We start from the raw sequence: 19,232 nt of genomic DNA on the forward strand, positions 1-19,232 counted from the left end.
GGGGCGACAACGTGTTTGGTCAGATGTTATGCGGGTGCGGTCAGAGGTACTGGCCGCAAACCGGCCACGCGCCCGGCCCCTGGCCGGCAAGGACGTTCTCGGCGACGCGGATCTGCTCGGCCTTCGAGGCGTTGTGCGCCGAGCCCGATCCGCCGTAGGCGGCCCAGGTGCTCGGCGTGAACTGCAGGCCGCCGGAGAATCCGTTGCCGTTGTTGATGCCCCAGTTGCCGCTGCTCTCGCACTGCGCCACTGCATCCCAGTCGTGCCCGCTTGCGCTGGCGGTTCCGGTGGCGAGTCCCATCGGGACGGCGACCAGGGCGCCGGTCACGGCGACCCATCCGAGAGCCTTCTTGGACTTGGTGGCGACGTGGGCGTGAATGCGGTTCGTGATCATGCTGAGTGAGTCCTCTCGCAAATTGACGCAGTCGGCTAGGGCAGTGGCGGGCCCGTTCGGGCTCCGCACTGCTCCGTGTCGCACTGACTTCGTCCCCGCCCCTCGCGTTGTTTCAGGGGACCGAATCCGCGGGGCAGGAGTGTGAATGGCGGTTCGGTTGTGGCCCTGACTTCCGGGCCGACACCAACAGTACGACCGCATTTTGAGTCTGAAAAGAGACCTGCCGGAGGGGATCATCACGGACCGGTGTCCACATTTTGAGAATCGTACGCCGTAAACCTGCAGGTCAGACGTCCCCGAGACCTTTCGCGTATCGGACTGTTATCGTTACGTTATAGTGAGCCGGATCACATGAAATTCGGACATGAATGTGGCCTCCCGCACTTGCCTTACGTCGCACGAAAGGCCCGGACGACGGCGGTGAGGACTGCACCGAGGAGGCCTCACCGCCGCCAAATCCGTCAGGACGGCGCGTCGAAGGACCAGACCTTCGGCCAGTCCATGCCACGGAAGGCCGCGTCGGTCCCGCCGTCGACGAAGAGCACCGATCCGACGAAGTAGGTGGACTCCGGGCCGAGCAGGAATGCCACCACCGCGGCCACTTCCTCCGGCCGACCGGCACGCCCGGCCGGGATGGTCGCCAGGAACTGCTCCATGCCGGGGCCGATCAGCGCGTCACGGCGCCCCTCCTGGGTCATCGGGGTGTCGATCAGGCCCGGCGCGATGGCGTTCAGCCGGATGCCCTGCGCGATGTACTCGGCGGACTTGGTGCGGGCGTAGTAGGCCAGCGCGGCCTTCGTGGCCGGGTAGGCCTGGATCGCGCCGAGGTCGCCGAAGGTGTCCGCGACCGCGTTGGCGGCCGCCTCGTCGCCGGCCAGGCACGCGTCGGCCAGTTCGGTCGGCCAGTTCGGCTGGCTGGTGGCGGAGTTGGAGCTGACCAGCACCACCGAGGGGTTCTCCCCCGCGGCCAGCAGCGGGCGCAGCCCCTCGAGCAGTTCGACGGCCCCGAAGTAGTTGACGGCGATCAGTGCGCTCGCGGGGCGGCCGGTGGCGGCCGCCAGCCCGGCAAACGGCACGAAGCCGTCGATCCGGCCGTCGACCAGGCCGGTGACCTGCTCGATCGCCGACCGACGGCCCTCGGCGGTACTCAGGTCGGCATCGACGTCGGTGCCTCGGAGGTCGACGCCCACCACCCGGTGCCCGTCGGCCTCGAGCCGGGCCTTGGTCGCAGCACCGAGCCCGGACGTTGCCCCGGTGAGCACATAGGTCGCCATGATGTTCCCTTCGCCGCAGTCGAGAACAGCGCGGCGAGACGCCGCGCCGTTCAACGGGCCCGACCCTGACATGGCCGCACCCGACTGCCGAAGGTATCGACCCACACGCGGCATCGTGCGGACTTGCCGGTTCTTCCCGCTGAGCGGTCACGACCGCCGCAGGTAGGCCTCCACCACCACTCGAAGGACCGGTGTCCCCGCACCGTTGACCAACTGGCCGGTGCTCGTGACGAGGCCACGACCGCGGTCGTCCAGTTCCACCGCGTCGACGGTCAGCGTGCCGGTCAGGGTGTCGCCGGCACGGACCGGTCGCAGGAACTCGACCTGACGCATGGTCCGGCCCGCGATGACGCTCCACCTGCTCAGCACGCCGAGCACCGTCAACCGCTGGTACACCGCGAGGGTGTGGACCCCGCTGGCGATCAGTCCGCCGAAGTACCCGTTTGCGGCCACCTGCCGGTCGGTGTGGAAGGTCTGCGGATCCCACTGCGAGGCGAACGACACGAGTTCGGCCTCGGTGACCGTGTAACTGCCCAGCTCGAACACGTCACCGGCCCTGACGTCCTCCGCATATACGACTGTGTCGGCGTGGGACTGTGTGCGCTCTGCGCCCATCACTGCAGTCCCTGGATCTCTTTTCGCAGAACATGTTTGAGGATCTTGCCCGAGGGATTGCGCGGAATCTCGCGGACGATCAGCTCGCGGGGCATCTTGTAGTCGGAGACGTACTCGGTGGCAAACTCGCGCAGTCCGGCCAGCGTGACCTCGCGCCCCGGGATCGGGGTTACGACGGCGATGACGGTCTCCCCGAAGGTGTCGTCGGGCCGTCCGACCACAGCGACGTCGGCCACGTCGGGGTGGGCGGCAAGTGCATTCTCGACCTCGACGGAGTAGACGTTGCGTCCACCGGTGATGATCATGTCCTTCATGCGGTCCACGATCGTGATGTAGCCGTCCGTGTCCCGGACCGCCAGGTCACCGCTGTGCAGCCAGCCGTCGCGGAGCGTCTCCGCGGTGGCCTCCGGCTTGTTCCAGTAGCACTTCATGACGGTCTCGCCGCGCACGATCATCTCGCCCGTCTCACCGACCGCGACGTCGTTGCCGTCCGGGTCCACCAGCCGCACCTCGGAGTTGCAGATCGCCCAACGCCCGGTGGCGTCCGGCCGGGCCCGCACATCCTCGGGCGTCGAGTAGATGCCTGTCGGCCCGCCCTCGGTCTGACCGCACAGCTGGAAGAAGTCGACCCAGGGCAGCGTCGCGACCAGCTTCGCGACCGCGCTCGGCGGCATCGGGGCCGCACCGAAGAAGCCCAGACGCCAGGCCGACAGGTCGCGCTCGCCCAGGTCCGGCAGTCCCAGCATCAGCTGGTACATCGTCGGGACCCCCAGGAAGACCGAGATGCGATGCCGCTCCAGCGCGTCCACCACGGCCTTCGGCTCAAAGGCGGGCAGCACCACGTGTGTGCAGCCCATCGAGAACCCGGACAACACGAACAACGCCAGCTCCGCGCAGTGGTACATCGGCGCCACGTGCAGGATCCGGTCGAACGAGTTGACGCCGATGGCGCTCATCGAGTGCCCGACCCAGAGCATCCGGTGGTGGTCGAACAGCGCACCCTTGGGCAGCCCGGTGGTACCGGAGGTGTACAGGACGATGCAGTCGTCGTCCTCCCTCACCACGGTGTCCGGCTCGCCGTCCGGCATCCGCCGCGCGATCTCCGCTACGGAGGCCCGTCCCTCCGGTTCGTCCAGGAACAGCATCCGCGGCGCAGGTGTGAGCGGTTCGTATTTTTCGAGTCCCGTCACCGTGGCCTCGATGTCGGAGGCGAACAGAAGCATCGAGGCACCCGAGTCTTCAAGCAGGTACCGCAGCTCGCGGGACGTCGCACGCGGATTGAGCGGCACGAAGATCGCGCCGACCTTGTAGGCGGCGTACATCGCGAGGATGTAGCGGTCGGAGTTCGGCGACATCACCGCCACCCGGTCGCCCTTGGTCACCCCCAGCGAGACGAGGGCGTGCGCGTACCTGTTGATCTCCGAGTTCAACTCGCCGTAGCTGCGCTCGGCACCTTCGAAGACCAGCGCGGTCCGCTCGGGGTGTCGATGCGCGTTGAGCGCCAGCTGGCTGCCGAGGGTCGCCATGATTCCTCCACTGTCGTTGGGGTGGTTCGTGTTTCCGGTACTGACTTTCTGGCAGTACTCGAGGGGAGCGTCAGGGGAATATCGGCGTCCGCTTCTCCATGACCGCGGTCGTGCCCTCGACGAAGTCCGCGGTACCGAACAGTTCGATCTGGCCGGCGCGTTCCCGTTCGAGCGCTTCGTCGAGGAGCGCACGCTCGGCAGCGCCGAGCGCCTTCTTGGTCAGCTCGAGTGCGCGGCGGGGTCCCACGGCGAGCTTGCCCGCCGCCGCGTCCACCGCGGCGGCGAGCTGGTCGTCTGGCAGAACCCGGGCCACCAGTCCGGTCCGTTCGGCCTCCGCCGCCGACATCCGCTCACCGAGCAGCGTCATCTCCGCGGCCCGCACCCGGCCGATAGCGGCCGGCACCAGCCAGCTAGCTCCGCCGTCGGGCATCAGACCGATGTTGGTGAAGGACAACAGGAAATACGCGCTCTGCGCCGCGTAGGTGAGATCCGCCGCGGAGGCGAGCGACACCCCGAAGCCGACGGCGGGGCCGTTGACCGCCGCGATCACGGGCACCGAAGCGGAGGTGATGGCGCGGATCACCGAGTTCGCCGAGTCCATGATCAGCGCCGCCGGTTTGTCGAGGGCGGTCAGGTCCGCGCCCGTGCAGAAGGCCCGGCCGGCGCCGGTCAGCACCACCACCCGGGTGCGCGGGTCCGCATCGGCCTCACGGACCGCCGCGCTCAGAGCCTGCAGGGTGTCGACCTCGAGCGCGTTCATCCGCTCCGGCCGGGTGATGGTGATCCGGGTGATGCCGCCGTCGTGGTCGACGGCGACGCCCGGGTTCGGCGCCGTCACAGCGACCGCCCGATCAATTCCTTCATGATCTCGTTGGTGCCGCCGTAGATCTTCTGTACCCGTGCCGCGGCGTACATCTGCGCGATCGGGTATTCCATCATGTAGCCGTAGCCGCCGAAGAGCTGCAGACAGCGGTCCACGATCTCGACCTGCTTGTCCGATCCCCACAGCTTCGCCATCGATGCTGTTGCCGCGTCGAGGTTTCCGTCGATGTACTGCTGGATGCAGTAGTCCATCAACGTCTTTCCTGCAAGTACGTCGGTCTTACACTCGGCAAGAACAAATTTAGTGTTCTGCTTGTCCAGGATCGGCTTGCCGAACGCCTCACGTTCCTTGGCGTAGCGGATGGTCTCGGCGACCGCGGCCTCCGCCATCGCGATCCCGCCGATGCCGATGATCAGCCGCTCCCGCGGCAGCTGGCGCATCAGCTGGTAGAAGCCCTGGCCTTCTTCGCCGCCCAGCAGATTCTCCACCGGCACCCGCATGTCTGAGAAGAACAGCTCACGGGTGTCCTGGCCGTGCTGGCCGATCTTCTTCAGGACCCGGCCACGTTCGAAGCCTGCCAGCCCGTCGGTCTCCGCGACGATCAGCGAGATGCCCTTGGCGCCCAACGTCGGATCGGTCTTGGCGACAATCACCAACAGGTTGGCGTGCGTTCCGTTCGAGATGAACGTCTTGGAACCGTTGACCATGTAGTGGTCGCCGTCACGGATGGCCGTCGTCCGCACCGACTGCAGGTCGGAGCCGGTCCCCGGCTCGGTCATCGCCACACCGAGCACGAACTCCCCACTGGCCATCTTGGGGATCCAGCGCTTCTTCTGTTCCTCGGATGCATACGCGGAGATGTAGTGCGCGACGATCGTCGAGTGGATGCTGAACCCGAAGGCGGTGTCGTTCGCGTAGTTGACCTCCTGCTGGACTATCGCCTCGTGACCGAAGTCGCCGCCTCCCCCGCTGTACTCCTCGGGCAGGTCCAAGCAGAGCAGGCCGGCCGCGCCGGCCTTGTTCCAGAACTCTCGGTCGACGTGGTGCTGCTCGGCCCAGCGCTCCTGGTTCGGAACCGACTCCTTGGCGAGGAAGGCCGCGGCGTGCCTGCGCAGCACCTGGTGATCCTCGGTCTCCCAAGGAGATACGTAGTCGGGAAACAGTTCGGACATGGTTGATCTACCTTCCGGTGAATTTGGGTGCACGCTTGCCGAGGAAGGCGGCCTGGCCCTCGTGACAGTCCTCGGAGTTCAATGCAATGTGGAAATTGCGCTTCTCATGTTCGAGCCCTTGGGACAACGAGGTCTCCAGCGAACGCAGGGCCGCGTCCTTGGCCAGCGCGACAGCAAGCGGGGAGTTCTTCGCGATCCGCCGCGCCATGCCGGTGACGTGCTCGAGTGCCTGCCCGTCGTCGACCACATCGGCTACTATCCCGGCGCTGCAGGCCTGTTCCGCGGAGAGGAAGTCCCCGGTCAGTAGCATCGCCATTGCCTTGGACTTGCCCACCGCCTGAATCAGCCGCTGGGTCCCGCCGCCGCCCGGGATGACCCCGAGTTTGACTTCGGGGACACCGAACTTCGCAGACCGGCCGGCGACCACGATGTCGCATGCCAACGCCAGTTCGCAGCCGCCGCCRAGGGCCAGGCCCTCGACCGAGGCCAGGACTGGCTTCGGGAAGGTACCCAGGTCGGCCCAGATGCTGCCGCCGATCGCCTTGCGTTCACCGAGCAGGGACTCCGAACGGAGCCTGTCGAAGGCGCTGATGTCGGCGCCGGCGCAGAACACGCCGTCGGCGCCGGTGAGTACCACCGCACGTACCCCGTCGTCGCGGCGTATCGCATCCAACTCGGCGTTCAGCGCGGACAGCAGGTCCTCGTTGAGGGCGTTGCGCGCCTTCGGCCGGTTCAACTCGAGCAGCGCAACGGCGCCGTCTCGGGTGGAACGCAGGACGGTGTGGGTCATTTCGTATCACCCGCGGTTCCAGCGGTGTAGATGTCGGCGTGCTGGGCACGCATCGCCTTCTTGTCCAGCTTGCCGACGCTGGTGCGCGGCAGCGCGTCGACTATGAGGACCGTGTCTGGCAGTTGCCACTTCGCGAACGATCCGACCAGCACGCTGTTGACGTCCTCGAGGGTCAACGCCTCGCCCTCGACCGGGACCGCGAGAACGACCGGGCGCTCCTGCCACTTCGGGTGTGCGATGCCCACCACCGCCGCCTCCCGGACCTTCGGGTGCCCGACGATCGCGTTTTCCATGTCGATCGACGAGATCCACTCCCCGCCGCTCTTGATGACATCCTTGATCCGATCGGTCAGCTTCAGGTAGCCGTTCGGGGAGATGGTGCCGACGTCGCCGCTGCGCCAGTACCCGTCGAGGAAGCGGTCCGCGTCGTCGTCGAGCTTGTGGTAGCGCTCGGTGATCCACGGTCCCCGCACCAGTACCTCACCCTGGCTGACGCCGTCGTGCGGCAGGTCGTTGTCGGCGGCGTCGACGATCCGGACATCGATACCGTTGACCGGCAACCCCTGAGAGCGCTTGAGATTCCACTTGTCTTCTTCGGAGACAACCCCCCGCAGCGAGTGCTTGAGTCCGGCGTTGACCGTGACCGTCGGGGTGGTCTCCGTCGCGCCGTACGCGTGGATGATGTCCGCCCCGGTGAGCTCGTCGAAGTCCCGCATCAGCGACAGCGCAGGTTCGGTGGCACCGGACAACAGTCTGGCCCGGCTGAAGTCCGGTTTGACCTCGAGCGTCTTGATGTAGTCGATCATCGGCTGGAAGATCGCGGGTGCGCCGTTGGCGACGGTGACCTCCTCCGCGATCATCGCGTCCACCAGGACCGAGGTGTCCTCGGCCAGGTATCGACCGGGCAGAACGACCTTCGCCGCGCTGTAGACCGCCGACTGGGGCAGGCCCCAGGATTGGCCGTGGAACATCGGGGTGATGAGCATGGCGGTGTCGTCACCGCCCATGCTCAGGTTCGAGACCTGCGCCATCGTGTGCAGACAAATGCCGCGGTGCGAGTAGTAGACACCCTTGGGCCTGCCGGTGGTACCTGTGGTGTAACACGCACTGTAGGAGGAGTTTTCGTCGATGACGGGCCATTCAATGCGGTCATCGGCGGCCGCGACAAGATCCTCGAGATGGTGCACATTGGACAGCGTGGTGACGATCGCGGACAGCGGCTTGTCGGTCATCACCACCCAGGACCGGACCTGCGGCGCATACGGGGCAATTGCCTCCGCGACCGAGATCAGGGACTCGTCAACCAACACCACGGAGGCGTCGGCGTGGTCGGTGACGTAGCCGAGGTCCTCCGGGGACAGTCGCAGGTTCATCTGCAGCATCACTGCGGCGAGACCCGGTATGGCCCAGTACAACTCAAAGTGTCGCTTGCTGTTCCAGTCCAAAATCCCCACCACATCGGCCGGCCCTACCCCGATGCCGGTCAGTGCATTGGCGACCTTCTTGATCCGCGTGTACGCGTCGGCGTACTTGTATCGGTCCCAGCCGCCATCGGCGGTGCGGTAGACGATCTCCTGCTCCGGGTACGTGCGGGCCGCGTGCCGGATCAGGTTGGTGGTGTTGAGCTGGTAGTTGTCGCCGTGCGTCGACGGCAGGCCCTTGACGATCTCGATGGTCATGCCCGTCCTCAGATGCGTTCGATGATGGTGGTGTTCGCGGTGCCGCTGGCCTCGCAGACGGTGAGCAGGCCGAGACGCTTGCCGGTGCGCTCGAGTTCGCAGAGGAGGTCGGTGAGCATCCGGGCGCCGGTGGACCCGAGCGGGTGGCCGACCGCGATGGAACCTCCGTTGACGTTGAGCTTGTCGTCCGGAATTCCGAACTCGCGCTGCACCATCAGCGGTACCCCGGCGAAGGCCTCGTTCACCTCGAAGAGGTCGATGTCCTCGACGGTCAGTCCCGACGTCTTCAGCGCCTTGCGGGTGGAGGCGAGCACCGCGGTGAACTGGATGACCGGGTCGTCCGCGGCGACCGACAACGCGCGGAAGCGGGCGCGGGGCGTCAGGCCGTGCCGCTCGGCGAACTCGCGGTCGGCGATCAGCAACGCGGCCGCGCCGTCGCTGAGCTGCGACGCATTGGCCGCGGTGGTGGACCCACCGGCCTTGAACACGGTCTTGAGCGAAGCCACCTTGGCCGGGTCGAGATGCTCCCTGATCCCCTCGTCCACGGTGATCACGGGCCCGGACGGGTCGTGCGGGTCGGCGGTGATCGGGACCAGCTGGTCCCGGAATACCCCGTCCCGGGTCGCGGCGAATGCGCGCTGGTGGCTCCGGATGCTGAACTCGTCCAGTACTTCCCGAGTGAACTGGAAGGTTTCGTTCAGCAGTTCCGAGGACGGGCCCTGCACCATCAGGCCGCCGTCGTAGCGCTCGAGCTCGAGGGGCGCGTACTGCGGGCCAAGGGGTGCACCCGGCTGCAGCGACGGCGGCATCGGCACCTGGGACATGGATTCGACACCGCAGCCGATGGCCAGGTCATAGCTGCCGGCAATGACGCCCTGGGCCGCGAAGCTGACCGCCTGCTGACCCGAGCCGCACTGGCGATCGACCGTCACGGCGGGGACGGACTCCGGCAGGCCCGCCGACAGCACGGCGTGGCGGCCGATGTTGCCGGACTGGTGCTCGTGCTGCAGTGCGCAGCCGGCGATCACGTCGTCAATGAGCATCGGGTCGATCTCGCTGCGCTCCACCAGGTTTCGCAGGGTTTGGCCGAGTAGGTCGACCGGGTGCCAGGCACTCAGGGCGCCGCCACGCTTGCCGACCGGGGTGCGTACCGCACCGACGATCACTGCCTCACGAGCCTTCATTTCGTTGCTCCTCTTGTTGGTGTCCGGATGCCGACGATGGGGATGTCCACCCGCTCGGCGAGTTCTTCCCAGTGCGCGGTCTTGCCGTTCGCGAACACACGCGCCAGCTCGTCTCGGTCGTGACCGACGCCGAGCGTGTCGACAAGGCGGTCCCGAAAGTGCGGCTCCAGCGCTCCCACCGCGACGTGGCCGTCGGCGCTGGCGTAGATCCCGTAGCTCGGGATGGCACCGCCGAGCGGAGCGCCCTCACCCATCAGCCCGTGCCGGACCGCGGCACCTGCCTCGGCCGCGATGTCCTCCAGCACCACGCGGTACCGCCTGCCGGACGGCGTCTGCGTCCGAGCCAGCAGCGCCAGCAGCGCCGACGAGAGCGCCCGCTCCCCGCCGAGCAGGTCGGCGACCGGAACCGTGGGCATCGTCGGCGGCTGCAGCGTGCCCTGCGCAGCCTGGTATGTCAGGTCGTGACCCGGAGTGTCCTCGCGATCGCCGTCGTGGCCGACGATCTCGACGTGTGAGAGGCCCGGGTAGGTCAGGTGAGCGCTACCGAGCCCGAGCCGGCGCAGCGCCGACGGGCGCATCGCGGTGAGCAACAGGTCGGCGCCCAGGAGTTCGTTGTCGAGGGCGGTGCGGCCGGCCGGGTCCTTGAGGTCCAGCACCACCACGCGCTGACCCACGGTCAGCTCCGCGTACCAGCCTGGCGCGACCGCGGACAACGGGTCGCCGGCCGGGGACTCGATCTTGGTCACCGTTGCTCCCAACCCGGCGAGACGGGCTGCAGCAAGGGGACCGGGGAGGTTCACGGCGAGGGACACGACGCGTTTCCCCTGGAGAAGTTCTGGCATGTGTGTCTCCCGTCACTCAATTGCTATACGAATGTATAGCATTCTCACCAGATGTACAGGGGTTCATTTCTGAACGTATGATCTGTTCCTGCCGACAGGAGGACGACATGGGGCCGAGTGCCGACCCACGAGCGGTTGACGATGACCTGACCGCCAAGGCGCGGATCCGCAATGCCGCGCTGGACCTGTACGCAGAGTTCGGCGAGGACCGAACCTCCATGCGCGCGGTGGCGGCGGAGGCCGGAGTCACCGTCGGGCTCCTGGTGCACCACTACAAGAACAAGGACGGCATTCGGGACGCCGTCGAGCAGCTGGTGGTCGACCACTTCGCGATGGCAATTGCGCAGGCGCCCAACGGGGGCACGGCGGCGGAGGTTGCCGCCGCCCGCAACGCTGCAGTCGAGCGCATGCTCGCGACCCACCCGGCGGTGGTCAACTACATGCGCCGCGCCACCCTCGACCCGGCCGGACCGCGTGGCACGCTGCTGGAACGACTTACCCTGCTGAGCCGGAGCGAGATCGCCAAGCTTCGCGACGCGGGAATCGCATCCACCGACCGACGCGAAACCAGCCAGACCATCGGACTGATGGTTCGCCAGCTCGGACACCTCTTCCTGCAGCCCATGATCGACTCGATGTGGGATCAGCTGGAAGGTCCGGGGACCGTCGAGGGCAAGCCCGAGCTGGTGGTGACCGTCAAAGAGCCTGGCTACGCACCAACCGATCCGGACTGAAAGCCCAACTCGCCACGGCTCAGTGCACGTCGAGTCGCTCGAACGCGACCAGCGTGCCCCCGAGGAACACCGCGGCCAACCCGACGAGCACCGCCGCCCAGGCCGGCGGGAGTCCGGCGTCGAGCTGCCCGTCCCCGATCGCGTAGAAGAACGGCGAGAGGAACCGCCACGGCTTYAACCAGTCCACCACCGGCGCGAGCGAGTTGACCAGGTAGGCGGCCGCCGCGACAGCCGACGTGATCCCCAGTGCTGCACCGCGGCTGCCCGTCGCGGCGCCGACAGCCATGGCGAGTGCACCGAAGGCGATGCCCAGCAACAGAATTCCCACGGTGGTACCGATCAGCGGACCGACGCCGACGTCCAGCTCGAAGCCGCGGCCGGCCAGCACACACAGCCCGGTGAGCACGGCCACCGGGACCGCCAACAGCGCCATGGCACCGAACTTCTGGGTCGCGATCCGGCGCCGCGAGATCGGCAGCGCTGCGACCGGCCCCAGCGTGCCGTCCTCGTCCTGACCGGCCAGGCACGCGGCACCGTAGCCGACCGTGAGCAGCAGCACGATCAGCGGCAGGAAGTTGCTGTACATGTTCGCGTTGAGCCACCCGGACGGCGAGGTCAGCGAGCCGCTCACCCCGAACAGCGCGGCCACCGTCTCGCTGTTCGCGGTGAAGGCGTCGAGCCCGGAGTCGTTCTTGAAGGCGGGGTACAACGCGACCACGGCAAAGGCGTACACGGCCATCCCGAGGGCGAAGCCGATCATCGAGCGCCTGCGCAGCAACAGGTCCAGCCGCAACACCTCAGTCCACATCGGAGACCTCCGCGGTCGGGACGTCGCGGTAGTAGCTCAGGAAGAGCTCGTCGAGATCGGCCCGCCGGGCGGTGAAGTCGACGGCGCCGAGGTCGGCCGCGACCGCGAGCAGCGGCGCGACCGCACCGGTCACCGACAGGCGGACCTGGCCGTCGATGCACTCGCGCACCCGCACCCCGTCAAGGCCGGCGAACCTCGCCGGCTCGACCGGCCCGTCGAAGCGGAACTCGACGGTGCGCGGCGCGCTTCGGCGCAGGCTCTCGACGGTGTCGGTGACGACTATCCGCCCCTCCTTGATGATCGCGAGCCGGTCCACGAGCCGCTGCACCTCGTCGAGTTCGTGCGAGGACAGCAGCACGGTGCGGCCGTCCTCGACGGTCTCGCGGACCAGCCGGGCGAACTCGTCCTGCAGCAACGGGTCCAGCCCGCCGGTCGGTTCGTCCAGGATGAGCAACTCGGGCCGGTGCATGAAGGCGAGCACCAGGCCCAGTTTCTGCCGGTTGCCCTTGGAGAGGGTGCGCACCGGCCGGTCCAGTTCCGCGCGGAACCTCGACACGAGCTGGTCGGCGTAGCTCCGGTCGGTGAGCCCGCGCATCCGGGCGAACCGGTCCAGGTACTGGCCGCCGGTCAGCCGCGGGTACAGCGCCAGTTCACCGGGCAGGTAGCCGACGCGGGCGCGGATTCGCGTCCCCTCGCGCAGCGGGTCCATGCCGAAGACGCGCATCTCGCCAGAGGTCGGCCGGTACAGGCCGAGCAGCAGCCGGATGGTGGTGGACTTGCCGGCACCGTTGGGGCCGAGGAAACCGAACACCTCGCCCGCCGCGATCTCGAAACTCACATCCTCGATCCCCCGCCGGGCACCGAATCGGCGGGTCAGACGGTCGACGCCGACCAGCGGCGTCGCGGCTGCGGCCACCTCAGGAAGTCTAGAACCAAGGTGGCCGCGGCCGCGGCGGTTGCGCCCGGATCAGGTCAGGCCGAGGCRAAGCTCCCGCCCTCGTCGGCGAGACGCACGAGCAGCGGTGCCGGCTCCCACGACGGCCCGTGGAAGCGCTGCAACGCGGCCACCACCGCGGCGGCGCCCACCTGGTCGGCGTAGAACATCGGGCCGCCGACGTGCCGGGGGAAGCCGTAGCCGGCCAGGTACACCACGTCGATGTCCGAGGAACGCAACGCGATGCCCGCATCGAGGATCCGGGCGCCCTCGTCCACCAGCGCGTAGACCAGTCGCTCGACGATCTCCGACGGGTCGAATTCCTGCCGCTGGGTGCCGTGCTCGAGGTGGAACGCCGCCAGCTGCTCCTCGACGACGGGGCTGACGATCGCGTCCCGGCGGCCGGCCTCGTAGTCGTACCACCCGCCCCCGGTCTTCTGGCCGAACCGACCGAGTTCGCACAGCGCGTCGGCGATCTCGTCGCGGGGAGTGTCGGGCGTCTCCGCGTAGCGGCGCTTGCGGATCGCCCAGCCGATGTCCAGCCCGGCCAGGTCGCCCATCCGGAACGGCCCCATCGCGAACCCGAATCCCTCGATCGCGGAATCGATCTGCGCGGGCGTCGCGCCCGCGTGCAGCATCGCCATGGCCGCGTCCTGGTACTTCGCGAGCATCCGGTTGCCGATGAAGCCGTCGCACACCCCGGACACCACCGCGGTCTTGCCCACCCGCTGCCCGATCGACATCGCGGTGGCCAGCACGTCGTCGGCGGTCTCCTTGCCGCGCACCACCTCCAGCAGCGGCATCACGTTGGCGGGACTGAAGAAGTGCATGCCGAGCACGTCGGCCGGCCGGGACGTGATGGCGGCGATCGCGTCGACATCCAGGGTGGAGGTGTTCGACGCCAGGATCGCACCCGGCGCGAGCACCTCGTCGAGTCGGCCGAACACCACCCGCTTGACATCCATGTCCTCGAACACGGCCTCGATCACCAGATCACATCCGGCGAGGTCCTGGTACTCCAGCGTCGGCGCGAGCAGGCCCATCCGCTCCTCGAGTGCCGCCGCGGTGAGCTTGCCCTTGTCCACCTGCGCCTGGTAGTTGCGACGGATGACGCCGACGCCGCGCTCGAGCGGCTCGCTCTTCATCTCCAACAGCCTCACCGGGATGCCCGCGTTGAGGAAGTTCATGGCGATGCCGCCGCCCATCGTGCCCGCGCCGATCACGCCGACCGTCTCCACGGACCGGGTTCCGGTCTCCCGGGAAATGCCCGGGATCTTCCTCGCGGCCCGCTCCGCGAAGAACGCATGCCGCATCGCCGCGGACTGGCTGCCCGAGAGCAGTTCTGCGAAAGTGGCGGACTCGGCAGCCTTGCCCTCGGCGAACTCAGCGGTGACCGCCGTCTCCACCAGGTCCAGTGCGGCCACCGGGGCAAGGAACCCACGACCGCGCTTGCGGAGCTGATCCCGAACGGCGTCGAAGTCGGGTGCCGCACCGGCGGCGGCCAGGTCCCTGACCCGCGGCAGCGGCCGCACCGATGCCACCTCCCGGGCGAATTCCACTGCGGCAGCGACCACCTCGTGCTCGACGACCTTGTCGAACAGTCGTTGCCCCGCCACCTCCGCGAGCCGGCCCGCGACGCGGGGTGCGCCGCCGGTGATCATGTCGATCGCGGTCGCGACGTCGACCACCCGGGGCAGTCGCTGCGTGCCGCCTGCGCCGGGCACCAGGCCCAGCTTCACCTCGGGAAGGCCGATCTTGCTGTGGGCCGTGACCACTCGATAGTGCGCGCCGAGCGCGAGCTCGAGGCCTCCGCCGAAGCACGTGCCGTCGATCGCCGCGACCACCGGCTTGTCCGCATCCTCCAGCGCGGAGATCACCTCGGAGAGAGTCGGTTCCGCCGTCGCCGCGGGCGTGCCGAACTCGGTGATGTCGGCGCCGGCCGAGAAGAATCCGCCACCGCCCGTCAGCACGACGGCCGCGACGTCGGGGGCGGCGAGCGCGCGGCGCAGGTCCGTCACGATGCCGACGCGGGTGTCGTGCCCGAGGCCGTTGACCGGAGGATTGTCGAGCCGGATGAGGGCGACGCCGTCGGTGACGCTGTACTGGGTAGCCATCTGTCGGACCTTCTCTCACTGTGGTTTCGTTCGTGGTGGAGGGACCTCGGTCAGGGGGTGAACACGAGCCTGCCGACGGTGGTCCCGTCGCCCAGCCTCCCGAGCCCCTCCGGCACGTCCGCGAGCGAGAGTCGCTCGCCGATCAGCGGCTTGATCGAGCCCGCATCCGCCAGCCTGGTCAGCTCGACGTGGCAGTCGTCGATGGCCTGCTGGTTGTACTCCTTGTACAGACCCCAGTGCAGTCCGATGATCGAGTAGTTCTTGATCAGTGCGTGGTTGAGCCCCGGCGTCGGGATGGTGCCGCCGGCGAAGCCGATCACCAGGATCCGGCCCTCGAAGGCAATGCACTTGGTGGACTTCGCGTAGGCGTCGCCGCCGACCGGGTCGAACACCACGTCGGCGCCTCGACCGCCGGTGAACTCCTTGACGATCGGCACGAAATCCTCTGTGTACCGGTCGATCACCAGGTCCGCTCCGAGTGCCCGGCAGTACTCCGCCTTCTCCGGCCCGCCGACCACGCCGATCACCCTGGCGCCGGCCGCCTTCCCGAGCTGCACGGCCGCGCTGCCCACACCGCCGGCGGCGGCGTGCACCAACAGCGTCTCGCCCGGCAGCAGCTGGGTGCGCCGGTGCAGCGCGAACCAACCCGTCTGATAGCCGATGGTCAGGGCCGAGGCCTCGGCGTCGTCCAGCGTGGCGGGCGCGGGAAACGTGTTGACCTCGTCCATCACGGCCAGCTCCGCGAAGCTGCCGCCGGGCAGGTTCGCGGTACCGACCACCCGGTCCCCCACCGCGAACCCGGTGACGCCCTCGCCGAGGGCCACCACCTCACCACACAGTTCGACACCGGGGGTGAAGGGCAGCGGGGGCTTGACCTGGTACTCCCCCCGGCAGAGCAGCACGTCGGGGAAGTTGGCGGGCACCGCGAGCATTCGGACCAGGAGCTGGCCCGCACCTGCCGTGAGGTCGTCGACCTCCTCGAACCGCAGGACGTCGCGGGGTTCACCGAGTTCGTTGACGCGCCATGCCTTCACAGTGTTCTCCTGAGTGTCGTGGGTGTGGTTCCGGACGGAGCGCGGCGTCGCCGCGCTCCGTTTCAGATGCCGGCCTCGTCGGCCACTTCGCGGGCCTTGCGCACCAGCGCGTCGATTCGTTCGACGGTCGGCGTCCCGGACGCCGCCCTGTTGGCCGGCGTGTCCATGGCCCGCCGCATCACGCCTTCGGCGATCACCGCGACCTTCCACAGCCCCAGCGCGTGCCAGAACTTCAGTGCGGCCGGGTCACGTCCGGTCGCGGCCAGGTAGGTCTGGGCCATCTCGGCCCGGGCGGGGAAGCCCTCGAGCGCCGACGCGGGGAAGTCGCCGCCGGTGTCCTCGCCCGGTTCGGGCCAGTACGCGAGCAGGCTTCCCATGTCCGCCAACGGATCTCCGAGTGTCGACAGCTCCCAGTCCAGGGCGGCGGTCACCTCGCCGGTCTCGTGGGAGGTGATGACGTTGCGCAGGTGGAAGTCGCCGTGCACCAGGGTCAGCTCGCTCTGCGCGGGGACCGCGGCAATCAGCCGCCGCGTCAGGTCGTCCAGGTCGGGTGACTCCCGCGTCTTCGACTGCTCCCACTGGGCACCCCACCGCTTGAGCTGGCGCTGCGCGTACGGCTTGTGGCTGGCGAGGTCGTCCAGCCCAACCGCCCGAATGTCGACGGCGTGGATCGTCGCGAGCGTCCGCGCCAGGGACAGCGCGATGTCCCGACGCCGTTGCGGCGACAGTGATTCCGCGATGTCCATGGTGTCGACCACCTGACCGTCGACGAACTCCATCAGCAGCAGCGGCACCTCGGTGACCGAGGGGTCGTCGGTCAACCCGAACACCCGCGGCGCCGGCACGGCGGTGTCCCCGAGCGCGGACAGGATCCGCGCCTCCCGGGCGACATCGTGCGCCGAGGCCAGCAGGTGCCCCAGCGGCGGCCGGCGCAGCACCCAGCGGCGGCCGTCGGCGTCGCCGACCAGGTAGGTCAGGTTGGACTGGCCGAGCCCGATCCGGTCGAAGCTCAGTGGTGCGGCGAACTCCACCCCGAGCGAGCGGACCCACCGCGTCACTGCCGCCGGGTCCAGGCCGACGACTTCCTGGGTGTCAGGCATGGCTGCCCTGCCCGGGCGCGGAGGCGACGCGGTCGCGGTACTTGCGCAGTTCCTGCCTGGCGATCGTGCGCTTGTGCACCTCGTCCGGACCGTCCGCCAGCCGCAGCGTCCGCAGGTGCGCCCACGCCATCGCCAACGGGAAGTCGTCCGTCACTCCGCCGCCGCCGTGCACCTGGATGGCCCGGTCGACGATCTTGAGCGCGATGTTCGGCGCCGCCACCTTGATCGCGGCGATCTCGGTGCGTGCCTCCTTGTTCCCGACGGTGTCCATCAGGTGAGCGGCCTTGAACGTGAGCAGCCGGATCATCTCGATCTCGATGCGCGCCTCGGCAATCCAGTCCTGGATGTTCGCGTTCTCCGAGACCGGCCGGCCGAAGGTGACCCGGGACTGGGCCCGCAGGCACATCAGCTCCAGCGCCCGCTCGGCCATCCCGATCGCTCGCATGCAGTGGTGGATGCGCCCCGGGCCGAGCCTTGCCTGGCTGATCGCGAAGCCCTCCCCCTCGCCCTTGAGCACGTCCTTCGCCGGCACCCGCACGTCGGTGAAGTCGATCTCGGCGTGGCCCTCGCGATCCTGGTATCCGAAGACCGGCAGCCCCCGCATCACGGTGACGCCGGGCGCGTCGATCGGCACGACCATCATCGACTGCTGCCGGTGCGGGGCGGCGGTGGGATCAGTCTTGCCCATCACGATCATCACCTTGCAGTTCTTGTGCAAGGCGTTGGAGGCGAACCACTTACGGCCGTTGAGGACGTACTCGTCGCCGTCGCGCTGCATCCGCAGCTCGATGTTCGTCGCGTCCGAGCTCGCGACCCGCGGCTCGGTCATCGCGAACGCCGACGCCATGGTGCCGTCGAGCAGCGGCTTGAGGTACTTCTCGTGGTGCTCCTCGGTTCCGAAGAGCTGGAGCACCTCCATGTTGCCGGTGTCGGGGGCATTGCAGTTGCACGCCTCGGAGGCGAGGTGGCTGCGACCCATGATCTCCGCGAGGGGCGCGTACTCGAGGTTGGTCAGGCCCGGTCCCACACCGGGGTGCGGGTGGAAGAGATTCCACAGCCCGCGCCTCTTCGCCTCCGCCTTGAGTTCCTCGAGAACCGGCGGCTGGAAGTGCGGGTCACCGGACTCACGCATCTGCCGCTCGTAGACCGCCTCTGCCGGATAGACGTGCGTGTCCATGAAGTCGAGCAGGTCGATCCGGTACTTCTCTGCACGGTCGGAAATGTCGAACATGGACATCTGGACTCCTTTGGATGGAAGGAAAATTCGGTGTGCTGGCGACGGTGGTCAGTCGCCGAGCAAGGTCTGCTGGTAGCGGCGCATCCCGCGCAGCCACCGGTCGTAGTCCGCGCCCTTGTGTCGGTACATCTCGAGCACCTGCTCGTGCGGCAGGATCAGGAAGCGCTCGTCCTCGACGGCGGCGAGCACCACGTCCGCCACCGCGTCGGGTTCGAGCACGTCGCCCGCGGCGGTCACCGCCCGCGTGGCCGCCATCCCCAGCGCGTCCCCGGATTCCTGCCCCTCGTAGAGGAGCTTGGTGTTCACGCCCATCGGGCACAGGCAGCTGACCCGGATTCCCCGGTCACCGTAGGTGACATTGAGCCACTCCGCGAAGCCGACGGCGGCATGCTTGGTCACCGAGTAGGTGGCGGAACCGATCTGGGTGAGCAGCCCGGCCGCCGACGCGGTGCTCACGAAGTAGCCCTCGCCCCGGTCGAGCCACTGCGGGACGAGCAGCTGGGCGGCACGGATGTGCGCGCGCAGGTTCACGTCGATCGACAGGTCCCAGTCGCTCTCGCCCGCCTCGAGCCCGGTCGCCCCGGTGATGCCGGCGTTCGCGAAGTACATGTCCACCGGGCCGAACTCGGACTCCGCGAGGGCAATGAGCCGGGAGATCTGGGCGGTGTCCGAGACATCCGCGCCCGCGCTGACGGTGGCGCCGGGGTGGACGGCGTTGACCTTGTCGGAGACCGTCCGCGCGGCCGCCTCGTCGAGGTCCGCGACCACCACCTTCGCGCCGTCCGCGGCCAGCCGGGCGACCAGGGCTCCGCCGATACCGCCGCCACCGCCGGTGACGATGGCTACCTTCTGCGCGACCTTCATGAGATGTCCCCTCTTTCGCCGTCCGCCGGAGCGCTCAGCTCTGTATAGTTGAATCCGCCGTCAAGTTCAATAGTCGGAGGGGCCGGGTCCACGCGTTCGCGAACCGGC

17 protein-coding genes and 1 pseudogene are annotated in these 19,232 nt (G+C 68.3%); 1 reads left to right on the forward strand and 17 read right to left on the reverse strand.

Annotated elements, in window-relative coordinates; translation table 11 throughout:
- Positions 1 to 43: 43 nt before the first annotated feature.
- The 10 genes and pseudogenes from AC1DU4_RS03885 to AC1DU4_RS03930 form a co-directional block, all read right to left on the reverse strand.
- Positions 44 to 394 (reverse strand): annotated as a pseudogene (locus AC1DU4_RS03885) (transglycosylase family protein); the annotation flags it as partial.
- A gap of 461 nt (positions 395 to 855) precedes the next feature.
- Complete coding sequence (locus AC1DU4_RS03890) at positions 856 to 1,668, reverse strand: SDR family oxidoreductase (protein ID WP_477837769.1); 813 nt, start codon at positions 1,666 to 1,668, stop codon at positions 856 to 858.
- 147 nt (positions 1,669 to 1,815) lie between these two features.
- Positions 1,816 to 2,283 (reverse strand): MaoC/PaaZ C-terminal domain-containing protein, encoded by a 468-nt coding sequence (locus AC1DU4_RS03895; protein ID WP_477837770.1) that lies wholly within the window; start codon positions 2,281 to 2,283, stop codon positions 1,816 to 1,818.
- Complete coding sequence (locus tag AC1DU4_RS03900; protein WP_477837771.1) at positions 2,283 to 3,809, reverse strand: class I adenylate-forming enzyme family protein; 1,527 nt, start codon at positions 3,807 to 3,809, stop codon at positions 2,283 to 2,285. Before AC1DU4_RS03900 ends, AC1DU4_RS03895 begins: the two co-directional genes overlap by 1 nt.
- Before the next feature lie 70 nt (positions 3,810 to 3,879).
- Positions 3,880 to 4,647: an enoyl-CoA hydratase gene (locus AC1DU4_RS03905; protein ID WP_477837772.1), complete on the reverse strand. Its 768-nt coding sequence runs from the start codon at positions 4,645 to 4,647 to the stop codon at positions 3,880 to 3,882.
- Entirely contained in the window at positions 4,644 to 5,804 is a 1,161-nt protein-coding gene (locus AC1DU4_RS03910; RefSeq protein ID WP_477837773.1) for an acyl-CoA dehydrogenase family protein, read from the reverse strand. The genes AC1DU4_RS03905 and AC1DU4_RS03910 overlap by 4 nt, the downstream gene beginning before the upstream one ends.
- 7 nt (positions 5,805 to 5,811) lie before the next feature.
- Positions 5,812 to 6,594: an enoyl-CoA hydratase/isomerase family protein gene (locus tag AC1DU4_RS03915; protein ID WP_477837774.1), complete on the reverse strand. Its 783-nt coding sequence runs from the start codon at positions 6,592 to 6,594 to the stop codon at positions 5,812 to 5,814.
- A complete protein-coding gene (locus AC1DU4_RS03920) occupies positions 6,591 to 8,273 on the reverse strand; it encodes a long-chain-fatty-acid--CoA ligase (RefSeq protein WP_477837775.1) in 1,683 nt (560 codons plus the stop codon). Before AC1DU4_RS03920 ends, AC1DU4_RS03915 begins: the two co-directional genes overlap by 4 nt.
- An 8-nt stretch (positions 8,274 to 8,281) precedes the next feature.
- Positions 8,282 to 9,457, reverse strand: a complete 1,176-nt coding sequence (locus AC1DU4_RS03925) for a thiolase family protein (RefSeq protein WP_477837776.1) — start codon at positions 9,455 to 9,457, stop codon at positions 8,282 to 8,284.
- Positions 9,454 to 10,299 (reverse strand): CoA transferase, encoded by an 846-nt coding sequence (locus AC1DU4_RS03930; RefSeq protein WP_477837777.1) that lies wholly within the window; start codon positions 10,297 to 10,299, stop codon positions 9,454 to 9,456. Before AC1DU4_RS03930 ends, AC1DU4_RS03925 begins: the two co-directional genes overlap by 4 nt.
- A 107-nt stretch (positions 10,300 to 10,406) precedes the next feature.
- Between AC1DU4_RS03930 and AC1DU4_RS03935 the strand changes: the two genes are divergently transcribed.
- Entirely contained in the window at positions 10,407 to 11,033 is a 627-nt protein-coding gene (locus AC1DU4_RS03935) for a TetR/AcrR family transcriptional regulator (protein ID WP_477837778.1), read from the forward strand.
- A 19-nt stretch (positions 11,034 to 11,052) separates the two neighbouring features.
- Here AC1DU4_RS03935 and AC1DU4_RS03940 read toward each other — a convergent pair whose 3' ends face one another.
- From AC1DU4_RS03940 to AC1DU4_RS03970, 7 genes are all read right to left on the reverse strand, one after another.
- A complete protein-coding gene (locus AC1DU4_RS03940; RefSeq protein WP_477837779.1) occupies positions 11,053 to 11,841 on the reverse strand; it encodes an ABC transporter permease subunit in 789 nt (262 codons plus the stop codon).
- Positions 11,831 to 12,757, reverse strand: a complete 927-nt coding sequence (locus tag AC1DU4_RS03945) for an ABC transporter ATP-binding protein (RefSeq protein ID WP_477837780.1) — start codon at positions 12,755 to 12,757, stop codon at positions 11,831 to 11,833. The genes AC1DU4_RS03940 and AC1DU4_RS03945 overlap by 11 nt, the downstream gene beginning before the upstream one ends.
- A 56-nt stretch (positions 12,758 to 12,813) precedes the next feature.
- The gene (locus AC1DU4_RS03950) at positions 12,814 to 14,889 is read right to left on the reverse strand and encodes a 3-hydroxyacyl-CoA dehydrogenase NAD-binding domain-containing protein (RefSeq protein WP_477837781.1); all 2,076 of its coding nucleotides are present in this window, start codon (positions 14,887 to 14,889) and stop codon (positions 12,814 to 12,816) included.
- Between the two features lie 50 nt (positions 14,890 to 14,939).
- A complete protein-coding gene (locus AC1DU4_RS03955; protein ID WP_477837782.1) occupies positions 14,940 to 15,923 on the reverse strand; it encodes an NADPH:quinone oxidoreductase family protein in 984 nt (327 codons plus the stop codon).
- A gap of 62 nt (positions 15,924 to 15,985) precedes the next feature.
- Positions 15,986 to 17,023 (reverse strand): phosphotransferase family protein, encoded by a 1,038-nt coding sequence (locus tag AC1DU4_RS03960; protein ID WP_477837783.1) that lies wholly within the window; start codon positions 17,021 to 17,023, stop codon positions 15,986 to 15,988.
- Positions 17,016 to 18,260, reverse strand: a complete 1,245-nt coding sequence (locus AC1DU4_RS03965; RefSeq protein WP_477837784.1) for an acyl-CoA dehydrogenase family protein — start codon at positions 18,258 to 18,260, stop codon at positions 17,016 to 17,018. The genes AC1DU4_RS03960 and AC1DU4_RS03965 overlap by 8 nt, the downstream gene beginning before the upstream one ends.
- 48 nt (positions 18,261 to 18,308) lie before the next feature.
- Entirely contained in the window at positions 18,309 to 19,124 is an 816-nt protein-coding gene (locus AC1DU4_RS03970) for an SDR family oxidoreductase (protein ID WP_477837785.1), read from the reverse strand.
- Positions 19,125 to 19,232 lie beyond the last annotated feature (108 nt).

It is taken from the genome of Rhodococcus sp. P4_F5, from assembly GCF_056401315.1.